General features: G+C 71.5%; 14 protein-coding genes and 1 riboswitch. Of the genes, 4 read left to right on the forward strand and 10 right to left on the reverse strand.

The genetic code is table 11. From position 1 onward, the window contains the following. Window positions 1-525 precede the first annotated feature (525 nt). Genes LRX76_RS06400 through LRX76_RS06415 form a run of 4 tightly spaced genes read right to left on the reverse strand, consistent with a single transcriptional unit; the run spans window position 526 to window position 7501 of the window. Window positions 526-1728 carry a Bcr/CflA family efflux MFS transporter gene (locus LRX76_RS06400; RefSeq protein ID WP_231803231.1) on the reverse strand — a complete coding sequence of 401 codons (1203 nt, stop codon included), beginning with the start codon at window positions 1726-1728 and terminating at the stop codon, window positions 526-528. Then, entirely contained in the window at window positions 1725-3182 is a 1458-nt protein-coding gene (locus LRX76_RS06405) for an efflux transporter outer membrane subunit (protein WP_231803233.1), read from the reverse strand. Before LRX76_RS06405 ends, LRX76_RS06400 begins: the two co-directional genes overlap by 4 nt. Then, window positions 3179-6319, reverse strand: coding sequence for an efflux RND transporter permease subunit (locus tag LRX76_RS06410; protein ID WP_231803235.1), 3141 nt, complete (start codon window positions 6317-6319; stop codon window positions 3179-3181). The genes LRX76_RS06405 and LRX76_RS06410 overlap by 4 nt, the downstream gene beginning before the upstream one ends. Before the next feature lie 9 nt (window positions 6320-6328). Further along, window positions 6329-7501 (reverse strand): efflux RND transporter periplasmic adaptor subunit, encoded by a 1173-nt coding sequence (locus LRX76_RS06415; protein WP_231803237.1) that lies wholly within the window; start codon window positions 7499-7501, stop codon window positions 6329-6331. A gap of 150 nt (window positions 7502-7651) precedes the next feature. Between LRX76_RS06415 and baeS the strand changes: the two genes are divergently transcribed. Together baeS and LRX76_RS06425 are read left to right on the forward strand one after the other, a co-directional pair. Further along, entirely contained in the window at window positions 7652-9034 is a 1383-nt protein-coding gene (baeS, locus tag LRX76_RS06420) for a sensor histidine kinase efflux regulator BaeS (RefSeq protein WP_231803239.1), read from the forward strand. Then, window positions 9031-9714, forward strand: coding sequence for a response regulator (locus LRX76_RS06425; RefSeq protein ID WP_231803241.1), 684 nt, complete (start codon window positions 9031-9033; stop codon window positions 9712-9714). Before baeS ends, LRX76_RS06425 begins: the two co-directional genes overlap by 4 nt. A gap of 83 nt (window positions 9715-9797) precedes the next feature. Here LRX76_RS06425 and purU read toward each other — a convergent pair whose 3' ends face one another. From purU to LRX76_RS06445, 4 genes are all read right to left on the reverse strand, one after another. Further along, on the reverse strand, window positions 9798-10649 hold the full coding sequence (gene purU, locus LRX76_RS06430; RefSeq protein ID WP_231803243.1) for a formyltetrahydrofolate deformylase: 852 nt from the start codon (window positions 10647-10649) through the stop codon (window positions 9798-9800). A 234-nt stretch (window positions 10650-10883) separates the two neighbouring features. Continuing rightward, window positions 10884-11831, reverse strand: coding sequence for an NAD(P)-dependent oxidoreductase (locus LRX76_RS06435; protein ID WP_331716759.1), 948 nt, complete (start codon window positions 11829-11831; stop codon window positions 10884-10886). Further along, on the reverse strand, window positions 11803-12900 hold the full coding sequence (locus LRX76_RS06440) for an NADH:flavin oxidoreductase/NADH oxidase (RefSeq protein ID WP_231803244.1): 1098 nt from the start codon (window positions 12898-12900) through the stop codon (window positions 11803-11805). Before LRX76_RS06440 ends, LRX76_RS06435 begins: the two co-directional genes overlap by 29 nt. 777 nt (window positions 12901-13677) lie before the next feature. Further along, on the reverse strand, window positions 13678-14523 hold the full coding sequence (locus LRX76_RS06445; protein WP_231803246.1) for an NAD-dependent protein deacetylase: 846 nt from the start codon (window positions 14521-14523) through the stop codon (window positions 13678-13680). Window positions 14524-14874: 351 nt separating this feature from the next. Beyond that, window positions 14875-15127: riboswitch (cobalamin riboswitch) on the forward strand. A gap of 208 nt (window positions 15128-15335) precedes the next feature. Here LRX76_RS06445 and metE point away from each other — a divergent pair. After that, window positions 15336-17627 (forward strand): 5-methyltetrahydropteroyltriglutamate--homocysteine S-methyltransferase, encoded by a 2292-nt coding sequence (gene metE, locus LRX76_RS06450; protein WP_231803248.1) that lies wholly within the window; start codon window positions 15336-15338, stop codon window positions 17625-17627. A gap of 133 nt (window positions 17628-17760) precedes the next feature. On the opposite strand, the gene LRX76_RS06455 is transcribed toward metE, so the two are convergent. Next, complete coding sequence (locus LRX76_RS06455; RefSeq protein WP_231803250.1) at window positions 17761-19020, reverse strand: MFS transporter; 1260 nt, start codon at window positions 19018-19020, stop codon at window positions 17761-17763. A 96-nt stretch (window positions 19021-19116) separates the two neighbouring features. Here LRX76_RS06455 and LRX76_RS06460 point away from each other — a divergent pair, with 96 nt between their 5' ends. Beyond that, window positions 19117-20004 carry a LysR family transcriptional regulator gene (locus tag LRX76_RS06460; protein WP_231803252.1) on the forward strand — a complete coding sequence of 296 codons (888 nt, stop codon included), beginning with the start codon at window positions 19117-19119 and terminating at the stop codon, window positions 20002-20004. 210 nt (window positions 20005-20214) lie between these two features. Here LRX76_RS06460 and LRX76_RS06465 read toward each other — a convergent pair whose 3' ends face one another. Next, window positions 20215-20877: a VOC family protein gene (locus LRX76_RS06465; protein WP_231803254.1), complete on the reverse strand. Its 663-nt coding sequence runs from the start codon at window positions 20875-20877 to the stop codon at window positions 20215-20217. Window positions 20878-20905 lie beyond the last annotated feature (28 nt).

Below are 20905 nucleotides of genomic sequence, written 5' to 3' on the forward strand. Positions count from 1 at the left end.
GCTCCTGATTCCCCGGAAGTCGCATCCAGACCAGAACAGCAACGGCATCCCTCCCCGACTGACCGGCCCACCGGCATAGCCAATGGTCGCTGCCCCGAGCGCGAGCCAATGGTGCGCAATCGCGAGTACTCGCTCCCTGCTTCGCAGTGGAGAGGGCAAAAACACTGCTGTTGCTGTTGCCGCCAAGTGTGAGCAACCGGGATCTGTCCAGACCCGCAGGGCGCCGCCCATGGATGGGCGGCCTGCCGTGATCGAGCATGTTCCGACCGAGCCACGGAGGGCGAGTCGGAAAATCCCGATAGCCCCTCAGGCGCAGGCTCTTGACCTTGCAGGAAAAGCGCTTTTCTTTGGTTCCGTTTCTTTTGGCGCTTTCCAAAAGAAATGAACCCGGCCGCGACAGCGGACGGAAGCCTCTGCCTCCGCAAATGGAGAACTCAAAAGACGCCAGATGCGACCACCGAGGAACCAGGAGCTTCGATGCTCCTGCAGTGCACATCGCCCCCGAAAGCATCGCGACGGATGCGACTACCCGCCGCTCACTCGCACGCGGCCGACCCAGCCCAGCACCGCCGCCAGCGCCGCGCACACCAGCATCATCGCCGCCATCGGCGTGGCGCTGCCGTCGTGCAGCGCACCGACCCCCGCGCTGGCGAGCGTGGCCAGGCCGAACTGCAGCGCGCCGAGCAGCGAGGAGGCACTGCCGGCCCATTCGCGGCCGGCCGCCATCGCCAGCGCGGTGGCATTGGCCGCCACCACCGGCACCCAGCCCACGGCCACGAACAGCGGCGCCAGCAGCCAGCCCAGCCCGGCCTGGCCGCGCGCCAGGAACAGCGCCGACACCGCCAGCAGCAGCACCGCCAAGGCGATTCGCAGCGCGCGCGCCGGCGACATCCGCCGCAGCAGCCACAGGTTGATCCGGGCGAACAGCAGCATGCCGCCGGCATTGAGCGCGGACAGCCAGCCGTAGTGCTGCTGGCTGACGCCGTGCAGCTCCATGAACACGAACGGCGAGCCGGCGATATAGGCGAACAGCGCCGCCAGCGCCATCGCCGCCGCCATCGCCGGCACCACGAAGGCAGGCAGGCGCAGCAGCGCGGCGAAGGTGGTCACGATCGCCGCCAGGCGCAGCGGCCGGCGTCGCGTCCGCGGCAGGGTCTCCTGCAGTCCGCGCCAGGTCGCCAGCAGGCAGGCCGCGCCGAACGCCGCCAGGAACGCGAAGATCACCCGCCAGCCGCCCGCCAGCAGCAGGTAGCCGCCGAGCACCGGCGCCAGCACCGGGCCGATCCCCTGCACCATCATCATCGCCGACAGCGCACGCGCCGCCTCGTCGGGCGCCATCACGTCCTGGATCACCGCGCGCGCCACGATCATGCCTGCGCAGCCGCCGATCGCCTGCAGCAGGCGCAGCGCCACGAACGCATCGATGCCCGGCGCCAGCATCAGCGCGAGCGAGGCCGCGGTGTACAGCGCGATCCCGGCCAGCAGCGGAGCGCGCCGGCCGAATGCGTCGGTGAGCGGCCCGTACAGCAGCTGGCCCAGGCACAGGCCGAGGAAGAAGCTCGACAGGCTCAGCTGCACCCTGCCGACATCGGTGCCGAAGTCGGCGGCGATCGCCGGAAAGCCGGCCAGGTACATGTCGGTGGCGAACGGCGCGAACGCGCTCAGCGCGCCGAGCAGCAGCACCAGCCGCCGGCGCCCCGCCGCAGGTGCGGCGCCGGCCCCGCTCACGGCGCCGTGTCGGCGGCGGCCGTGGCGCCCGATTGCGCGTCGGCGCCGCCGCCGAGCACCTTGTACAGCGTCACCCGGTTGCTGGCCTCGCTCAGGCGCAGGGTGATCAGGTCCTGCTGCGCGGTATACAGCGAGCGCTGCGAATCCAGCGCGTCCAGGTAGCTGTCCACGCCGTTGCGCCAGCGCGCCTCGGCCAGGGTGTAGCTGCGCTGCGTCACCTCGACCAGGGCGCGCTGCGCATCGAGCTGCTCGTCGATGTTGGCGCGCGCGGCCAGCGCGTCGGCGACCTCGCTGAAGGCGGTCTGGATCGCCTGCTCGTACTGCGCCACGGTGATGTCCTTCTCGATCCTGGCCGCATCCAGCGAGGCCTTGAGCGCGCCGGCATGGAAGATCGGCAGGGTGATGCTGGGCACGAACGACCAGGTCCGGGTGCCGGCGTCGAACAGGCTGGACAACTCGTCGCTGCCGCGCCCGGTCGAGGCGGTCAGCGCGATGGTCGGGAAGAACGCCGCGCGCGCCGCGCCGATGTCGGCATTGGCGGCCTTGAGCGTGTGCTCGGCGTACAGCACGTCCGGCCGCTGCAGCAGCACGGTCGAGGACAGGTCCGCCGGCAGCGGCGCCAGCGCGACCGCGTCGCCGGCCGCATCGCTGCCGGGCAGCAGGGCGTCGGCCACCGGCGCGCCGACCACCAGCTGCAGCGCGTTGCGCGCCTGCGCCAGCGCGGTGGTGTAGCTGGCCACGTCCGCGCGCGCGCTTTCCACGCTGCTCTGCACCTGCGCCAGGTCGACGCCGGAGACCACGCCCTGCGCGTGCCGGGCCTCGGTCAGCTTGAGCGTCTCGCGCTGGCTGCCCAGGGTCTGCTGCGCCAGCGCCAGCCGCTGCCGGTAGGCGCCGACGCTCAACCAGTCGCCGGCCACTTCCGCGACCAGGCTCATGCGCGTGTCGCGCTGGGTCTGCGCGGTGGCCAGCCAGGTCTCCAGCGCCTCGTTCTTGAGGCTGCGGATGCGCCCGAACAGGTCCAGCTCCCAGCTGCTGATGCCGACCTCGGCCGAGACGCTGCGGCTGACCTGCGAGGTGCCGCTGCTGCTGGTGGCGGCGCTGCTGCGCGCGGCGCTGTGGCTGGCGCTGGCGTCCACGCTGGGCAGCAGGTCGGCGCGTTGGATGCGGTAGCTGGCGCGAGCCTTCTCGATGTTGAGCATGGCCACGCGCAGGTCGCGGTTGTTGTCCAGCGCCAGCGCGATCACCTGCTGCAGCTGCGGGTCCAGGAACACCTGGCGCCAGTCCAGCTCGGCCACCGGCACTGCGGCCGCGTCGGCCGCCGGCAGCGCACCGAAGTCCTGCGGTACCGGCGCGTCGGGCCGCGCGTAGCGCGGCGCCATGCTGGCGCAGCCGGACAGCACGGCCAGGCAGGCCGCGGCCAGCAGGGCATGCGCGGCGGGCGTACGACGGCTCATGGGGTCACCTCGGGTGCGGGCGCCGGCTCGCGGCGGCGGCCGGGGAACAGGCTGCGCACGATCACGTAGAACAGCGGGACGAAGAAAATGCCCAGCAGGGTCGAGACCAGGGTGCCGCCGAACACGCCGGTGCCCAGCGAGTGGCGCCCGCCCGAGCCGGCGCCGCTGCTGATCACCAGCGGCAGCACGCCGAGCAGGAACGCCATCGAGGTCATCAGGATCGGCCGCAGGCGCATGCGTGCGGCGTGCAGCACCGCCTCGACCAGCGGCTGGCCCTTCTCCTCCAGTTCCTTGGCGAACTCGACGATCAGGATGCCGTTCTTGGCCGCCAGGCCGACCGTGGCCAGCAGCCCGACCTGGAAGTAGACGTCGTTGTTGAGCCCGCGCAGGGTGGTCAGCAGCAATGCGCCGACGATGCCGATCGGCACGGCCAGCATCACCGAGAACGGGATCGACCAGCTCTCGTACAGCGCCGCCAGGCACAGGAACACGAACAGCAGCGAGATCGCGTACAGGAACGGCGCCTGGTTGCCCGACAGCCGCTCCTGGTAGGACAGGCCGGCCCACGAATAGCCCATGCCGCCGGGCAGGCCGGCCACCAGCTTCTCCATCTCGGCCATCGCCGTGCCGGAACTGGTGCCGCTGGCCGCCTCGCCGCTGATCTCCATCGAGGCGCTGCCGTTGAAGCGGGTCAGCGTGGCCGGCGCATAGCTCCACTTGCTGCTGGAGAAGGCCGAGAACGGCACCATCTCGCCGTCGCTGTTGCGCACCGACCAGCGGCCGACGTCGTCGGGCAGCATGCGCGCGGTCGGCTCGCCCTGCACGTAGACCTTCTTGACCCGGCCGCGGTTGATGAAGTCGTTGACGTAGGTGCCGCCCATGGCGGTGGACAGGGTGGCGTTGATGTCGCTGGTGGCCAGGTCCAGCGCGCCGGCCTTGGCGTCGTCGATCTGCACCTCGAAGCTGGGCGCGTCCTCGACGGCGGAATAGCGCACCTTGGACAGCTTCGGGTTCTGGTTGGCGGTGCTCAGCAGTTGCTGGCGCGCGGCGACCAGCGCATCGTGGCCGGCGCCGGCCAGGTCCTGCAGCTCGAAGGTGAAGCCGCCGGTCTGGCCCATGCCGGGAATGCCCGAGGGCGTCACCGCGAAGATCTGCGCATCGGGGATGCCGGCCATGGCGCGGGTGATGCGGGTGCCGACCTCCTGCGCGCTGGCCTTGCGCTCGGACCAGTCCTTGAGCCGGATGAAGGCCTGGCCGGAACTCTGCGAGCTGTTGCCGCCACCGCCGCCGGACCCGGCGTTGGCCATGATCGTGGACACCTCCGGCTGCTTCATCGCGTAGCGGGTGAGCTCGTCCATCGCCGCCTGCGTGCGCTGCATCGTCGTGCCCGCGGGCAGCTTGATCTGCACGATCAGCGTGCCCTGGTCCTCCTCGGGCAGGAACGAGGTCGGCAGGCGCCAGAACAGCAGGCCCATCAGCGCCACCAGCACCAGGTAGAAGGCCACGCCCAGGCGCCGCCGCCCCAGCAGGCGCTGCACGCCGCCGTGGTAGCGCTCGGCGCTGCGGTCGAACAGGCGGTTGAAGCCGGTGAAGAACCGCCCCAGCATGCCGCGGTGCGCGGCATGGCCATCCTCGCCCGGCGGCCGCAGCAGGCTGGCGCACAGCGCCGGGGTCAGGGTCATGGCCACCAGCACCGACAGCATCATCGAGGCGGCGATGGTCACCGAGAACTGGCGGTAGATCATGCCGGTGGAGCCGCCGAAGAACGCCATCGGCACGAACACCGCGGTCAGCACCAGCACGATGCCCACCAGCGCACCTGTGATCTGCTGCATCGACTTGCGCGTGGCCTCGCGCGGCGGCAGGCGTTCCTCGCTCATCACCCGCTCGACGTTCTCCACCACCACGATGGCGTCGTCCACCAGCAGACCGATGGCCAGCACCATGCCGAACATGGTCAGGGTGTTGATCGAGTAGCCCATCGCGGCGAGCACGCCGAAGGTGCCCATCAGCACCACCGGCACCGCGATGGCCGGGATCAGCGTGGCGCGCCAGCTCTGCAGGAACAGGTACATGATCAGCACGACCAGCACGATCGCCTCGATCAGGGTCTTGACCACTTCCTCGATGGAGATCTTCACGAACGGGGTGGTGTCCATCGCCACCTGGTACTGCAGGCCGGCCGGGAAGAACGGCTTGAGCTGCTGCAGCCGGGCCTCGACCGCCTCGGCCACCTGCAGCGCGTTGGCGCCGCTGGCCAGCTCGATGCCCATGCCGGCGGCCGGGTTGCCGTTGAAGGTCGAGTTGACGTTGTAGCTCTCCGCGCCCAGTTCCACCGTGGCCACGTCGGACAGGCGCACCACCGCGCCGTTGGGATCGGACTTGACCACGATCGCCCTGAACTCGTCCGGCGACTGCAGCCGGCTGCGCGCGGTCACGGTGACGTTCAGCGCCTGGCCGTCCACCGCCGGCAGCGCGCCGAGCTGGCCGGAGGACACGTCGTTGTTCTGCGCGGTGATCGCGGTGGTGACGTCCGAGGGCATCAGCGCATAGGTGCGCAGCTTCTCCGGGTCCAGCCAGATCCGCATCGAGTACTGCGCGCCCATCACCTGCACGTTGCCCACGCCGTCCACGCGGCTGATCGGGTCCTGGACCGAGGACACCATGTAGTCGGCGATGTCGGTCTTGGCCATCGAGCCGTCGCTGGAATTGAAGGCCAGCACCATGAAGATGTTGCCGGAGGACTTGGTCACGGTGACGCCGGTGCTCTGCACCGCCTCGGGCAGCTTCGACTGGGCCTGCTGCAGCTTGTTCTCCACCTGCATCTGCGCGGTGTCCGGATTGGTGCCGGACTCGAAGGTCAGGGTGATCGAGGCATTGCCCGAGGAGGTGCTGTTGGACGCCATGTACATCAGGTTGTCCAGGCCGGTCATCTGCTGCTCGATGACCTGGGTGACCGAGTTCTCCACGGTCTGCGCCGAGGCGCCGGTGTAGGTGGCGCGGATCGACACCGAGGGCGGGGCGATGTCCGGGTACTGCTCCAGCGGCAGCGTGCTGATCGACAGCAGGCCGGCCAGGGTGATGACGATGGCGATGACCCAGGCGAAGATGGGCCGGTCGATGAAGAAGCGGGCCATGGCGGTTCCTTACTCGGCCTGGCCGTCGGCGGCGGCGGGCGTCCTGCCGCCCGCCACTTCCTGGGCCTTGACCGTGTCGCCGACGGATACCTTGCTGCCGCCCTGGACGATCAGCTTCTCGCCGGCCTTCAGCCCGGCGCTCACCACCCATTGGTCCTTGAGTGCGGTGGCGGCCTGGACCACGCGCTGCGCGACCTTGCCGTCGTCGCCGACCAGCAGCACCGTGGCCTCGCCCTTGGTGTTGCGGGTGACCGCGGTCTGCGGCACCAGGATGGCGTTGTCGTCGATGGCCATCGGCAACACCGCGCGCACGTAGGTCCCCGGCAGCAGCAGCTCCTCCGGGTTGGGCACCACCGCGCGCAGGGTGACGTTGCCGGTGCCGGTGTCCACCGAGGTGCCGACGAACTCCAGCGTGCCCGGATGGGCGTAGGTGCCGCCGTCCTCGAGCACGATCTGCACCTGCGCCTTGCCGTCGATCGCCTTGAGCGCGCCGCTGGCCAGCTGCTTGCGCAGCGCCAGCAGCTGGCCGCTGGTCTGGGTGACGTCGACGTAGATCGGATCGAGCTGCTGGATGGTGCTCAGCGCGGTGTCCTGGCTGGCGGTCACCAGCGCGCCGGGGGTGTAGGCGGAGGTGCCGATGCGGCCGGAGATCGGCGCGGTGATGCGGGTGTAGTCCAGGTTGATCTTCGCGCTCTGCAGCGCCGCCCGCGCCGCCAGCACCGCCGCCTCGTTCTGCCGCAGCGTGGCCACCGCGTCGTCGGCGTCCTGCTTGCTCACCGCGTCCAGCTTGACCAGGTTGTCGTAGCGCTGCGCCTGCGGCCGCGAGGACAGCACCGCCGCCTCGGCCTCGGCCAGCTGGCCCTTGGCGCTGTCGTAGGCGGCCTGGTAGGTGGCCGGGTCGATCTGGTACAGCACCTGCCCGGCCTTGACCTCCTGGCCCTCGGTGAACAGGCGCTTCTGGATGATGCCGCCGACCTGCGGGCGCACGTCCGAGACCATGTAGGCCACGGTGCGCCCGGCCAGCGTCTGCTGCTTCTCCAGGCGCTGGGTGGTGACGGTCTGCACCCCGACCACGGGCGTGTCCGCGGCCTGCTCGCTCTGGCGGGAACAGGCGGCCAGCGCCGCCAGCAGGGCCAGTGCAAAGACGCGGGCGGGCAGGGAACGAGTACGGGAAGAAGGCATGGGGTGGCCGCTTCGGTTTTCCGGAGGCCGCCATGCTCGGCGGCGAATGTGCAGCAAATTTGAAGATTACACCCGAGGGCCGGTTTTCCCTTGCTTTGCGCCCCCGGCAGGACCGCTAATAGTCTTCCCCCGCGCAATGCCTTTTCGCAGATGAAACCCGGTCTGACCGCCAAACTGTTCCTGGCCGTGCTCGCCGCCTGCGCGCTGGTGCTGCTGGTCAACGGCGTGGCCGCGCGCATCACCTTCCAGCGCGCGTTCTTCGGCTATCTCAACGACCAGGGCGTGGAGCGCATGCAGGAGGTGCTGCCGCGGCTGGGCGCGGAGTACACCACGCACGGCAACTGGGACTTCATCCGCGACAACCCCTCGGTCTGGTTCGCGCTGATGCGCCCGGAGCGGCGCGCCAGCGAACGCCGGCAGGCACCGCCGATCTCCGACCAGACCGGCGCGGTGCCGCGCTTCGCCGTGCTCGACCGCGACTACTGCGTGCTGGTGGGCAATCCCGATGCCGGACGCGATTCGATCCTGCGCCCGATCCAGGCCGATGGCCGCGTCGTCGGCTGGATGGCGATGGTGCCGTTCCAGCGCGCGCTCGCCGCCGGCGACGCGCGCTTCTTCGAGGCGCAGGTGCATGCCTGGTGGCTGATCGGCATCGCCTCGGTGCTGGTCGCCGCGCTGCTGGCCTGGCTGGTGTCGCGCACCCTGCTGCGGCAGATGCGCGGGCTGGCCGCCGCCACCCACCGCCTGGCCGCCGGCGACTACGCAACCCGCATCGACGCCAGCGCCCGCGACGAGCTCGGCCAGCTCGCGCGCGACTTCAACCGGCTCGCGCAGGCCCTGGAGCACAACGAGCGCGCGCGCCGCGACTTCATGGCCGACATCTCGCACGAGCTGCGCACGCCGCTGGCGGTGCTGCGGGCCGAGCTGGAAGCGCTGCAGGACGGCATCCGGCCGCTCACGAGCGCGTCGCTGGCCGCGCTGCACCAGCAGGTCGGCCAGCTCGGCAAGCTGGTCGAGGACCTGTACGACCTGTCGCTGACCGACGTCGGCGCGCTGGCCTACCGCCACGCCGCCATCGACCTGACGATGGTGCTGGCGACCACGCTGGACAGCATGCGCATGCGCTTTGCCGCCGCGCACCTGGCCCTGCACGAGCACATCGCGCCCGGCCCGCTGATGGTCAACGCCGACGAGCGCCGGCTGCAGCAGCTGTTCGCCAACCTGCTGGAGAACGCGCTGCGCTACACCGATGCCGGGGGCAGCGTGCAGGTGGGCTGCGAGCGCAGGGGCGCTCAGGTGCAGATGGTGATCGAGGACAGCGCGCCCGGCGTGGCCGCGGACAAGATCGACCGCCTGTTCGAGCGCTTCTACCGGACCGACGCCTCGCGCAACCGCGGCAGCGGCGGCAGCGGCCTGGGCCTGGCGATCTGCCGCAACATCGTCGAGGCGCACCACGGCACCATCGTCGCCGAGCACGCCCCGCTGGGCGGGCTGCGCATCGTCCTGCACCTGCCGGCCCTGGAGGACCGATGAGCACCGACCCGATCGGACACGTGTTGATCGTCGAGGACGAGCCGCGCCTGGCCGCGGTGATCGGCGAATACCTGCACGCCGCCGGCTACTCGCACGACTGGATCGCCGACGGCGCGCAGGCGCTGGGCGCGATCCGCGCCCAGCATCCGGACCTGGTGCTGCTGGACCTGATGCTGCCCCACCGCGACGGCATGGACATCTGCCGCGAGCTGCGCGGCTTCAGCGCGGTGCCGGTGATCATGGTCACCGCGCGCGCCGACGAGATCGACCGCCTGCTCGGGCTGGAGATCGGCGCCGACGACTACATCTGCAAGCCGTTCAGCCCGCGCGAGGTGGTCGCGCGCGTGCATGCGGTGCTGCGCCGGTACCGGCACGGGCTCGATGCCGCCGCCACGCCGGGCCTGTCGATCGACCCGCAGAGCTGCCGCGCCAGCGTGCACGGCCGCGACCTGGACCTGACCCAGGTCGAGTTCCGCCTGCTGCGCACTCTCGCCGCCGCGCCGGGCCGGGTGTACTCGCGCGAGCAGCTCATGGACCGGCTCTACGCCGACCACCGCATCGTCACCGACCGCACCGTGGACAGCCACGTCAAGAACCTGCGCCGCAAGCTCGCCGAGGCCGGCGGCGAGGACTGGGTGCGTTCGGTGTACGGGGTGGGGTACAGGTTTGAGGCGACGTGATTGGAGATTGGGGATTGGGGATTCGTAAGAGCCAGTACCCCGCTTTTACGAATCCCCAATCCCGAATCCCCAATCCCCGCCCCTCAACGAAACACCACCGTGCGGTGCCCGTTCAACAGGATGCGATGCTCCACGTGCCGGCGCACCGCGCGCGCCAGCACCAGCGACTCGATGTCGCTGCCCAGCCGCACCAGGTCGCGCGGCGTCATGGCGTGGTCCACCCGCGCCACGTCCTGCTCGATGATCGGGCCCTCGTCCAGGTCGGAGGTGACGTAGTGCGCGGTGGCGCCGATGATCTTGACCCCGCGCGCGTACGCCTGGTGGTAGGGCTGGGCGCCCTTGAAGCTGGGCAGGAAGCTGTGGTGGATGTTGATCGCGCGCCCGGCCAGCGCATCGCACAGCGCCGGCGACAGGATCTGCATGTAGCGCGCCAGCACCACCAGGTCGATGCGCTCGCGCTCGACCAGCGCCACGATCGCCGCCTCCTGTTCTGCGCGGTTGTCCGCGCCCACCGGCAGGTGATGGAACGGGATGCCGTAGGAGGCGCTCAGGCCGGCGAAGTCGGTGTGGTTGGACACCACCGCGGCGATGTCCACGTTCAGCTGCCCGCTGTGGGCGCGGAACAGCAGGTCGTTGAGGCAATGGCCCTGCCTGCTGACCAGCACCAGCAGGCGCGCGCGGCGGCGCGCGTCGTGCAGCTGCCAGTCCATCGCGTAGTCGGCCGCCAGTGCCTGCAGGCGTTCGCGCACGGCGGCGATGACCGCATCGTCGCGGCTGTCGAAATTGACCCGCAGGAAGAAACGGCCGCTGTCCTCGTCGCCGTACTGCTGCGAGTCGAGGATGTTGCAGCCGGCCTCGAACAGCAGGCCGGAGACGCGGTAGACGATGCCGGTACGGTCCGGGCAGGACAGGGTGAGGATGTGATTGGCGCGCATAGCCGGCCGATGATAGGGGAAAGCCGGCTCGGCGCCACATTCGATGCAGATGCAACCGATGCGGCGCCGGCCGCGCGCCCCCGGAACCCGTTCGCGATCTCCCCGCGGGAACGGCGTCGGCCGCGATGCCGTTGGCGCGCAAGCTTCGCTCGGCAAGCATCGCGGCCGACGCCGCTCCCACGAGAATGCTCCCGGCCGATGTGCCGCCTTCAGGCCGGGATCGCCAGCAGGTCCTCAGCCCTGCCCGGCATGGCGCGCGGCGACCGTGGCCAGCGCCGCCCAGTCCAGCTCGCCGTCGCCGTGGGCGATGGCCTCGATCAGCTGGTCGCGCAGTACGTTGGCCAGCGGCATCGGCACGTTGCGCGCCTCGCCGGCGGACAGCGCCAGGCGCACGTCCTTCAACCCCAGCGGCAGCCGGAAGCCGGCCGGGCTGTAGCGCCCGGCCGCGATCATGCCGCCATAGCCCTGGTAGGCCGGCGCGGCGAACAGCGTGCCGGTGAGCATGGCCAGGAAATCGGCCGCGGGCACGTCGTGGCCGCGCACCAGCGCCGCCGCCTCGCCCATCGTGCCGATGGCGCTGGCCAGGCAGAAATTGGCGGCCAGCTTGACCGCGTTGGCCTGCTCCGGCGCGGCACCGAAGCGCCAGGTCTTCTGGCCGACGACGTCCAGCAGCGGCTGCACCCGCCCGATCGCGTCGGCATCGCCGGCGACGAGCAGGTTGAGCTTGCCCGCGGCCGCCACGTCCGGGCGGCCGAGCACCGGCGCGGCGACATAGCCGATGCCGCGCTCGGTGTGCAGCGCCGCCAGCTCGCGCGCCAGCGCCACCGAGATCGTCGCCAGGTTGACGTGCACGCTGCCGGCGGGCAGCGCATCGAGCACGCCGCGCTCGAACAGCACCTCGCGCAGCGCCTCGTCGCTGGCCAGCATCGAAAACAGCACCTGGCCGTGCGCGGCGCGGTCGGCCGATCCGGCCGCCTGCGCGCCTTCGGCGGCCAGCGCCTGCGCCGGTCCCGGGCTGCGGTTCCACACCGTCAGCGCGTGCCCGGCCTGCAGCAGGTTGCGGGCGATGGCCTGGCCCATGTTGCCCAGGCCGATGAATCCGATCGTGGTCATGTCGTCGCGTTCTCCTTCCGTGCCTGCGTGGCCGCGCGCATCAGCTGCGGAACAGCCCGCGTGCCGAATGCGGCTCGCAGCGCAGGTACTGCGGCGCCGGCGCCAGGCTGTCGCCCAGCTCGGCGGCGGCGTGCCACGGCCAGCGCGGGTCGTAGAGGATGCCGCGCGCCAATGCCACCGCGTCGGCCTGGCCTTCGGCGAGGATGGCCTCGGCCTGCTGCGGCTCGGTGATCAGCCCGACCGCGATCACCGGCATCTTCACCTGCGCCTTGATCGCCTCGGCGAACGGCACCTGGTAGCCGGGTTCGACCGGGATCTGCTGGCGTGGGTCCAGCCCGCCGCTGGAGACATGGATGAAGTCGGCCCCGCGCGCGTCCAGCGCCTTGGCCAGCTCGATGCTCTGCGCCAGGTCCCAGCCACCCTCGACCCAGTCGCTGGCGGAGATGCGCATGCCCACGGCGACCTTGTCCGAGACCGCATCGCGCACCGCGTCGAACACCCGCAGCGGCAACCGCAGGCGATTTTCCAGCGAGCCGCCGTACTCGTCCTCGCGGCGGTTGCTCAGCGGCGACATGAACTGGTGCAGCAGGTAGCCGTGCGCGCCGTGCAGCTCGATCAACTGCAGGCCGAGGCGCTCGGCACGGCGGGCGGCGGCGGCGAAGGCCTCGACGACGGCGTCGATGCCGGCCGCGTCCAATGCCTGCGGCGCCGGACCGGCCGGGTCGAACGGCCGCGCCGAGGCGGACACGGTCTGCCAGCCGTGCGGGTCGTCGGCCGCGATCGCGCCGCCGCCCAGCCACGGCTTGTCGGTGGAGGCCTTGCGCCCGGCATGCGCCAGCTGCACGCCGATCGGCATCGGCGACCAGCGCCGCAGCGAGTCGAGCACGCCGGCCAGCGCCGCCTCGGTGGTGTCGTCCCACAGCCCCAGGTCGGCGTAGGTGATGCGCCCGCGCGGCTCGACCGCGGTGGCCTCGATGATCAGCAGGCCGGCGCCGGACAGCGCCAGGTTGCCCAGGTGGATGTGGTGCCAGTCGCTGGCGCTGCCCTCGTTGGCCGAGTACTGGCACATCGGCGCGATGACGATGCGGTTGGGCAATTGCAGCGGGCCGAGCGAGAGGGGAGAGAACAGGTGGCGCATCGGAATTCCTTTGGGGAAAAGATGTACGGCAACGCCCGCCATTGCAGCGCGCGGCGGCGGCGCGATCAATCCGGGCGGATGGATCGCAGCGTCCGTTCCGGTTGCAGGCCAGGGACGGGCGCGCAAGGGAGGGGGGTCCAGGCTCCTCCCCTTGCGCAGCAGGGGAGGTTGGGAGGGGGTCGGCTCCATTCGCGGCAAAGCCCGAAAGCAACCCCTCCCCAACCCTCCCCTGCGCGCTGCGCGCGCAAGGGAGGGGGCCCAGGCTCCTCCCCTTGCGCAGCAGGGGGAGTTTGGGAGGGGTCGGCTCCGTCCGCGGCAAAGCCCGAAAGCAACCCCTCCCCAACCCTCCCCTGCGCGCCGTGCGCGCAAGGGAGGGGGCCCAGGCTCCTCCCCTTGCGCAGCAGGGGGAGGCTGGGAGGGGGTCGGCTCCATTCGCGGCAAAGCCCGAAAGCAACCCCTCCCCAACCCTCCCCTGCGCGCTGCGCGCGCAAGGGAGGGGGCCCAGGCTCCTCCCCTTGCGCAGCAGGGGGAGGTTGGGAGGGGGTCGGCTCCAGTCGCGGCAAAGCCCGAAAGCAACCCCTCCCCACCCCTCCCCTGCGCGCTGCGCGCGCAAGGGAGGGGCCCAAGCTCCTCCCCTTGCGCAGCAGGGGGAGGCTGGGAGGGGGTTGGCTCCATTCGCGGCAAAGCCTAAAAGCAACCCCTCCCCAACCCTCCCCTGCGCGCTGCGCGCGCAAGGGAGGGGGCCGAAGCCCCTCCCCCTGCTCGGTGGGCAGGAAACTATCGGCTCCCGCTCCCGAGCAGGAAAGCCAGCGCGCGACCGCAGTCGTCCTCCACCTTCAGCGACAGCAGCGCATCGGCACGGGTATGGCCGCGGTTGATCGCCGCCACCGGCAGCCCCGCCAGCGCCGCCGCCTGCACGAAGCGATAGCCCGAGTACACCATCAGCGACGAGCCCACCACCAGCACCGCGTCGCTGCGCTGCAGGTGCTCCATCGCCCGCGCCACGCGCTCGCGCGGCACGCTCTCGCCGAAGAACACCACGTCGGGCTTGAGCACGCCGCCGCAGGCGCTGCAGGCGGGCACCCGGAAGCCGGAGAAGTCCACCCCGTCCAGGTCGGCGTCGCCGTCGGGCGCCTGCCCGGCATCGAGGTCGCGCCACTGCGGGTTGCATGCCTCGAGCCGCTGCTGGAAGCCGTCGCGGTCATGGCGCTTCTCGCAGGCCATGCAGCGCACCCGGTCCAGGCGCCCGTGCAGGTCGATCACCGCGCCGCTGCCTGCGGCCTGGTGCAGGCGATCGACGTTCTGGGTCAGCAGCAGTTCCACCCGCCCGTGCGCCTCCAGCGCGGCCAGCGCCGCGTGCACCGCGTTGGGCCGTGCTTGGCCAAAGCGGCGCCAGCCGATCAGGCTGCGCGCCCAGTAGCGCCGGCGCACCGCGGCATCGCCCATGAAGGCCTGGAAGTTCACCGGCTGCGGCCGCTTCCACTGCCCGGCCTCGTCGCGGTAGTCGGGGATGCCCGAGCCGGTGCTGCAACCGGCGCCGGTGACGACGAACAGGCGGCGATGGCGGTCGATGAACTCGCGCAGGCTGGCGCTGGCGGCGGGCAGGTCGAGGACGGCGGACATGCCGGCACTTTAGCGCGCCCGGGCAACGCGCGCGGCGGCCGCGGCCGACCTGCGGCAGGCCGGGGAGATTCCCCGAGGCGCGATGCGTCATCCAGGCAATCGACCTGCGGGCCGAAGCCCGCCCCATGCGGCTGCGCATCGGCAGCGCGCAAACAGCCGGACAGCCGATCATCCAGGGACGATCGGGCCGACCTCGGCAACGCTCATGGCCGCCCGCTTGCGCGGGAGCGACGATCGACACGCCCCCGGACCGGCGCTTGCACAGGCCGCAGGGAGCCGACCCATGCCATCGCGCCGAGGCCGCGTTTCCGCCCCGCTCACTCAACGCTTGACCCGCCCCGCCATCCCGCCTACGCTGCGCCCGCCGAAGGTATTCATCGCTTCATTCGGATGAAGGGATGGATTTAAACGGGAATCCGGTGAAGGCCGCATGCCGCAGGGCATCGGCCCATTCCGGAGCTGCCCCGCAGCGGTGAATGGAAACGACCTCCGCCATACGCACTGGACCGGTTCGCCGGCCTGGGAAGCGGCGGACACTAGGCCCCCGTGCCACGGCACGGCCCGTCCATCAGCCCGAATACCGGCCCCGGCCGGAGGACACGACCGTCCTCCGTCTCGACCTGGCTGCCTCGCGGGAGGCCTGGCCGGAGCCTGCGTCCGCGGTCCGCCGCGCGCGATCTCCGTCCCTGCCCGCATGTCGGCCGGTTCGCCCGCGGGGGCGAAGGTCGCTGGCGTGGCGGGTCCCGTGCGAACGGGCGCGGCGCGCGGTCCCTTCGTTCCTCAATGCCATCGAAGCAATGAGGACACACAACATGACGATCGTGACCAACCTGGGCTTCCCGCGCATCGGCGCGCGGCGCGAGCTCAAGCGCGCACTGGAAAGCCACTGGCGTGGCGAGACCGGCGCCACGCAGCTGCAGGGCACCGCACGCGAACTGCGCGCGCGCCACTGGCGCCTGCAGCGCGAGGCCGGCGCCGACCTGCCGCCGAGCAACGACTTCAGCCTGTACGACCAGGTGCTCGATGCCGCGTTCCTGTTCGACGCCATCCCCGGGCGCTACCGCGCGCTGGCCGATGCCGATCCGCTGGCCGGCTACTTCGCCATGGCCCGCGGCCACCAGGCCGACGGCGTGGACCTGCACGCGCTGGAGATGACCAAGTGGTTCGACACCAACTACCACTACATCGTCCCCGAGCTGCATGCCGGCCAGCAGTTCGCGCTGCGCGGCGACAAGCCGCTGGCCGAGTTCCTCGAAGCGCGGGCGCTGGGCATCGCCACCCGGCCGGTGCTGATCGGCCCGGTCAGCTTCCTGCTGCTGTCCAAGACCAGCGACGGCAGCGACCGCCTGGCCTTGCTCGAGCGCCTGCTGCCGGTCTACGCCGAACTGCTCGGCAAGCTGCACGCGGCCGGCGCCGAATGGGTGCAGATCGACGAGCCGGCGCTGGTGCTGGACCTGGACGAGGCCGCGCGCGCGGCCTTCCGCCGTGCCTATGAGTTCCTGGCGCAGGCGGCGCGGCCGAAGCTGCTGCTGGCCACCTACTTCGGCGCGCTCGGCGACAACCTGGAACTGGCCACGGCGCTGCCGGTGGAGGGCCTGCACGTGGACCTGGTGCGCGGGCTGGAACAGCTCGACGCCGTGCTCAAGGCGCTGCCGGCCGGGCGCGTGCTGTCCGCCGGCCTGGTCAACGGCCGCAACATCTGGCGCGCACCGCTGGACAACGCGCTGACCCTGGCGCGCTACGCGCAGGGCCACGTCGGCGCGGACAACCTGTGGCTGGCGCCGTCGTGCTCGCTGCTGCACGTGCCGGTGGACCTGGCGCAGGAGAAGTCGCTGGACCCCGAGCTGCACGGCTGGCTGGCGTTCGCCCGGCAGAAGCTCGGCGAGCTGCGCACCCTGGCCGACGCGCTGGACGGCAGGCCCGAGGCGGAGGCGGCGCTGCAGCAGGCGCGCGCGGCGATCGAGTCGCGCCGGCTGTCGCCGCGCGTGCACCGGCCCGAGGTCGACCGCCGCCTGGCCGCGCTCGGGCCGGACGCGGCCCGGCGCGCCTCGCCGTACCCGCAGCGGCGTGCCGCCCAGCACGCCGCGCTGGACCTGCCGCCGTACCCGACCACCACGATCGGTTCGTTCCCGCAGACCCACGCCGTGCGCGAGGCGCGGGCCAGGAACAAGTCCGGCAAGCTCTCCGACGCCGACTACGCCGCCTTCCTCGAGGCCGAGACCGAGCGCTGCGTGCGCTTCCAGGAGCAGGTCGGGCTGGACGTGCTGGTGCATGGCGAGTTCGAGCGCAACGACATGGTCGAGTACTTCGGCGAGCAGCTCGACGGCTTCGCCTTCACCAGGCTGGGCTGGGTGCAGAGCTACGGCAGCCGTTGCGTCAAGCCGCCGATCATCTACGGCGACGTGGCGCGGCCGGCGCCGATGACGGTGCGCTGGTCGCAGTACGCGCAGTCGCTGACGCCGCGCCCGATGAAGGGCATGCTGACCGGCCCGGTGACGGTGCTGCAGTGGTCGTTCGTGCGCGACGACCAGGAGCGCGCGCAGACCTGCCGGCAGATCGCGCTGGCGCTGCGCGACGAGGTGCGCGACCTGGAGGCGGCCGGCATCGGCGTGATCCAGATCGACGAGCCGGCGATCCGCGAGGGCCTGCCGCTGCGCCGCGGCGAATGGGCCGGCTACCTGGCCTGGGCGGTGGAGAGCTTCCGCATCGCCTCGTGCGGCGTGCGCGACGCCACCCAGATCCACACCCACATGTGCTACTCAGAGTTCAACGACATCATCGAGGCGGTGGCGGCGATGGACGCGGACGTGATCTCGATCGAGACCTCGCGCTCGCGCATGGAACTGCTCGATGCGTTCGTCAGGTTCCGCTATCCCAACGAGATCGGCCCGGGCGTGTACGACATCCATTCCCCGCGCGTACCCGGCGTCGCCGAGATGGTGGAGCTGCTGCAGAAGGCGCGCGACGTGCTCGCGCCCGAGCAGCTGTGGGTCAACCCCGACTGCGGCCTGAAGACCCGCGGCTGGGACGAGACCCGCGTCGCGCTGACGGCGATGGTGGAGGCGGCGCGGATCCTGCGCGCGCAGCAGGCACAAGCGGCCTGAACGGAAGCGGCCCCTCTTCTTCCCTTCTCCCGCGAGCGGGAGAAGGTGGCGCGCAGCGCCGGATGAGGGTGCTCTTGCAACGGCATGGCGGCGATGGCCGAGGCTGATAGGCCGGCCGCCCCGCCGATCGGGTTCATCCCTGCTCGGCGGTCGGCAAGGTCGAGCGCGGGCCGGGACGGGCGTCGTCGGGCGCCTGCAACTGCAGGCGACGCGCGGCGATCATCGCCAGCATCAGCAGCGCCAGCGCGAACGCCACCAGCGCGCCCCAGCCACCGTGCTGCCAGAACCAGCCGCTGGCCGAGCCGACCACGCTGGAACCGACGTAGTACGACAGCAGGTACAGCGAGGCGGCATGGCCGCGATTCTGCCCGCCCATGCGCCCGACCCAGGCGCTGGCCGCCGAGTGGGCGACGAAGAAGCCGATGGTCAGCAGCACGATGCCGGCGACCACCACCGCCAGCACGTGCGCCAGCGTCAGCACCATGCCCAGCACGCAGCACGCCACCCCGGCGCTGACCACCGGGCCGCGGCCGAAGCGGTCGGAGGAGGCGCCGGCCACCGACGAGCTGACGATGCCGAACACGTAGGCGCAGAAGATCAGGCCGATCTGGCTCTGGCTCAGGCCGAACTCCGGCCCGCCCAGGCGGAACCCGGTGTAGTTGTAGACGCTGACGAACACGCCCATCACCAGGAACGGGATGGCGAACAGCCACGGCAGGAACGGATGCCGCAGGTGCCCGTACCACGCGCGCAGGTGGAACTGCAGGTTGATGCCGGGACGGCGCACGAAGTGCCGCGAGGGCGGCAGCAGCAGCACGAAGCCGATCGCCAGCAGCAGGTCGAACACGCTCAGCGCCGCCAGCGCGTGGCGCCAGCCGAAATGGTCGGTGAGGATGCCCATCGAGATGCGCCCGACCATGCCGCCGAAGGCGTTGCCGCCCACGTACAGCCCCACCGCCGCGCCCAGCCGTGCGGCCGGCACTTCCTCGGCCAGGTACACCATCGCCACCGCCGGCACCCCGCCCAGGGCGATGCCCGACAGCGCCCGCGCGGTGACCATCGCGCCCCAGTGCGGCAGCAGCGCGGCGGCCAGGTTGAGCAGCGCCGCCAGCACCATCGACACGCACATCAGCCCGCGCCGGCCCAGGTTCTCCGACACCGCGCCGGCGCAGAAGATCGCCACCGCCAGGCAGGCCGTGGCCAGCGACAGCGGCAGCGAGCTGGCGGCCGCGCTCACGCCGTACTCGCGGGCGAACTCCGGCAGCAGCGGCTGCACGCTGTACAGCAGGGAGAAGGTGGCAAAGCCGGCCAGGAACAGCGCGATGCGGATGCGTCCGAGGGCGGGCGCGTCCTCCGCGGCGGACACCGCGGTGGGACGGACGGAAGTGTTCACGGGATTGTCGGGGTGGGTGTGACGCCAGTATTCGCCTGCGGCGACCTCGCGTCCAATATATGATCCACGCCACCTCCATATCTTTTGGATATGCCAGTGGACCTGCGTCACCTGCGCTACTTCCTGGCCGTGGCCGAGGAGGGCAACTTCACCCGCGCCGCCGCCCGCATCGGCATCGCCCAGCCGCCGCTGAGCCAGCAGATCCGCGCGCTGGAAGAGGAGCTGGGCACGCCGCTGTTCCGCCGCACCCACCAGGGCGCCGAGCTGACCGAGGCCGGCGCGGCCTTCGTGCACGACGTGCGCCGGGTGCTGGCCGACGTGGAGTCGGCCACCGACGCGGTGCAGCGCGTCGCCCGCGGCGAGCGCGGCCGCCTGCGCGTGGGCTTCACCGCCTCGGCCGCGTTCAACCCGGTGGTGCCGGCGCTGATCCGCAACTTCCGCCGCGCCTGGCCGGACGTGACCCTGGTGCTGCTGGAGACCAATACCGCCGGCCTGCTCAAGCAACTGCTCGAGGGCAAGATCGACGCCGCCTTCGTGCGTCCCAGCCGCTCCACCCCGGGCGGCCTGTCGCTGCTGCACTTTCCCGACGAGCCGATGAAGATCGCGGTGCCGGCCGCGCACCCGCTTGCCCGCAGGACGCGGCTGCCGCTGTCGGCGCTGGCCGGCGAGCCGTTCATCCTGTTCCCGCGCAACTTCGGCTCCAGCCTGTACGACGAGATCAGCGATGCCTGCCACCGCGCCGGCTTCCCGCTGCAGGTCAGCCAGGAAGCGCCGCAGATGTCGTCCATCGTCAACCTGGTGGCGGCCGAGCTGGGCGTGTCGGTGGTGCCGCAGGCGATGACCCAGGTGCGGCTGGCCGGCGTGCGCTACCTCGACATCGAAGGCCCGGTGCCGCGCGCGCGGCTGGCACTGGCGACGCTGCCGGACCCCACACCGCCGATCATCCTCGACCACCTGCTGCAACTGGCCCGCGAGCTGGCCTAGGCCGCCTAGCTTTCCCTTCCCCCGCGTGCGGGGGAAGGTGCCCGAAGGGCGGATGGGGGCTGCCTGAAGCATGGGAAAAGCAACAGCAGAAGCCCCCCATCCGGCGCTGCGCGCCACCTTCCCCCGCAAGTGGGAGAAGGGAAAGGGAACTGGCTTGTCACTGTCTGGTGATGAAGAGATAGCGCAGGCGGGAGAAGGGATGGAACGTTGCTAACTGCCAACGACACGCCAGCCGGCGGCATCCTCCAGCACGCCGGCCCGCACATCCGCCAGCGTCACCCGCAGCCCGTCGCCGCGCGGCAACCGGGTGTGGTCGGGAAACCAGCGCCGCCCGGCGTCGCCGAGGATCAGCAGGCCGTGGTCGTCGCCCAGCGGCGCGAACACGGGGGTCGGCGGCGAGAACGGCGCCAGCCCGAATGCCTCGGCGCAGGCGGCCGTGGCCGCGGCCACGTCATGCACGGGCAGGCCGATCTCGCTCACCGACAGCAGCTCGCCCGGGCCGAACGCACCGCGCCCTTCCACCTCGATGCCCTGGCGCGCGATCAGCTCCAGCACCGCGCCGTCCGGCCCGTCGAAGTACACCGATTCGGAGCGCCAGGCGCCGCCGAAGCCGAAGCGCGTGGTGCCGTGCGCATCGGCCAGCAGCGGCACGCGGGCCGACAGCCACGCCGCCGCCTCGGCCAGCCGGTTGCGCGGGATGTTGAAGGCGATGTGCCAGGCGCGCGTGCCGGCGGCCCCGGGATACGCCACGATGCGGCTGGCGCCGGCGAGCACCGCGCCGTCCGCCGCCAGCGGCAGGCCCAGCACATCGCGGTAGAACGCCACCGTCGCCGCCGGGTCCGGTGCCGGCATCTCGATCCGTACGATCCGCATCCTCGCCTCCCGTCGGCCGCGTCGTGGT

Source organism: Stenotrophomonas sp. MMGLT7 (assembly GCF_021168555.1).
Taxonomy (GTDB): domain Bacteria; phylum Pseudomonadota; class Gammaproteobacteria; order Xanthomonadales; family Xanthomonadaceae; genus MMGLT7.

What these genes read in the sequence shown, in the direction of transcription:
- LRX76_RS06405 (WP_231803233.1), bottom strand. Translation starts at nt 3,182, where the DNA reads ATGAGCCGTCGTACGCCCGCCGCGCATGCCCTGCTGGCCGCGGCCTGC.
- LRX76_RS06410 (WP_231803235.1), bottom strand. Translation starts at nt 6,319, where the DNA reads ATGGCCCGCTTCTTCATCGACCGGCCCATCTTCGCCTGGGTCATCGCC.
- LRX76_RS06415 (WP_231803237.1), bottom strand. Translation starts at nt 7,501, where the DNA reads ATGCCTTCTTCCCGTACTCGTTCCCTGCCCGCCCGCGTCTTTGCACTG.
- baeS (WP_231803239.1), top strand. Translation starts at nt 7,652, where the DNA reads ATGAAACCCGGTCTGACCGCCAAACTGTTCCTGGCCGTGCTCGCCGCC.
- LRX76_RS06425 (WP_231803241.1), top strand. Translation starts at nt 9,031, where the DNA reads ATGAGCACCGACCCGATCGGACACGTGTTGATCGTCGAGGACGAGCCG.
- purU (WP_231803243.1), bottom strand. Translation starts at nt 10,649, where the DNA reads ATGCGCGCCAATCACATCCTCACCCTGTCCTGCCCGGACCGTACCGGC.
- LRX76_RS06440 (WP_231803244.1), bottom strand. Translation starts at nt 12,900, where the DNA reads ATGCGCCACCTGTTCTCTCCCCTCTCGCTCGGCCCGCTGCAATTGCCC.
- LRX76_RS06445 (WP_231803246.1), bottom strand. Translation starts at nt 14,523, where the DNA reads ATGTCCGCCGTCCTCGACCTGCCCGCCGCCAGCGCCAGCCTGCGCGAG.
- metE (WP_231803248.1), top strand. Translation starts at nt 15,336, where the DNA reads ATGACGATCGTGACCAACCTGGGCTTCCCGCGCATCGGCGCGCGGCGC.
- LRX76_RS06465 (WP_231803254.1), bottom strand. Translation starts at nt 20,877, where the DNA reads ATGCGGATCGTACGGATCGAGATGCCGGCACCGGACCCGGCGGCGACG.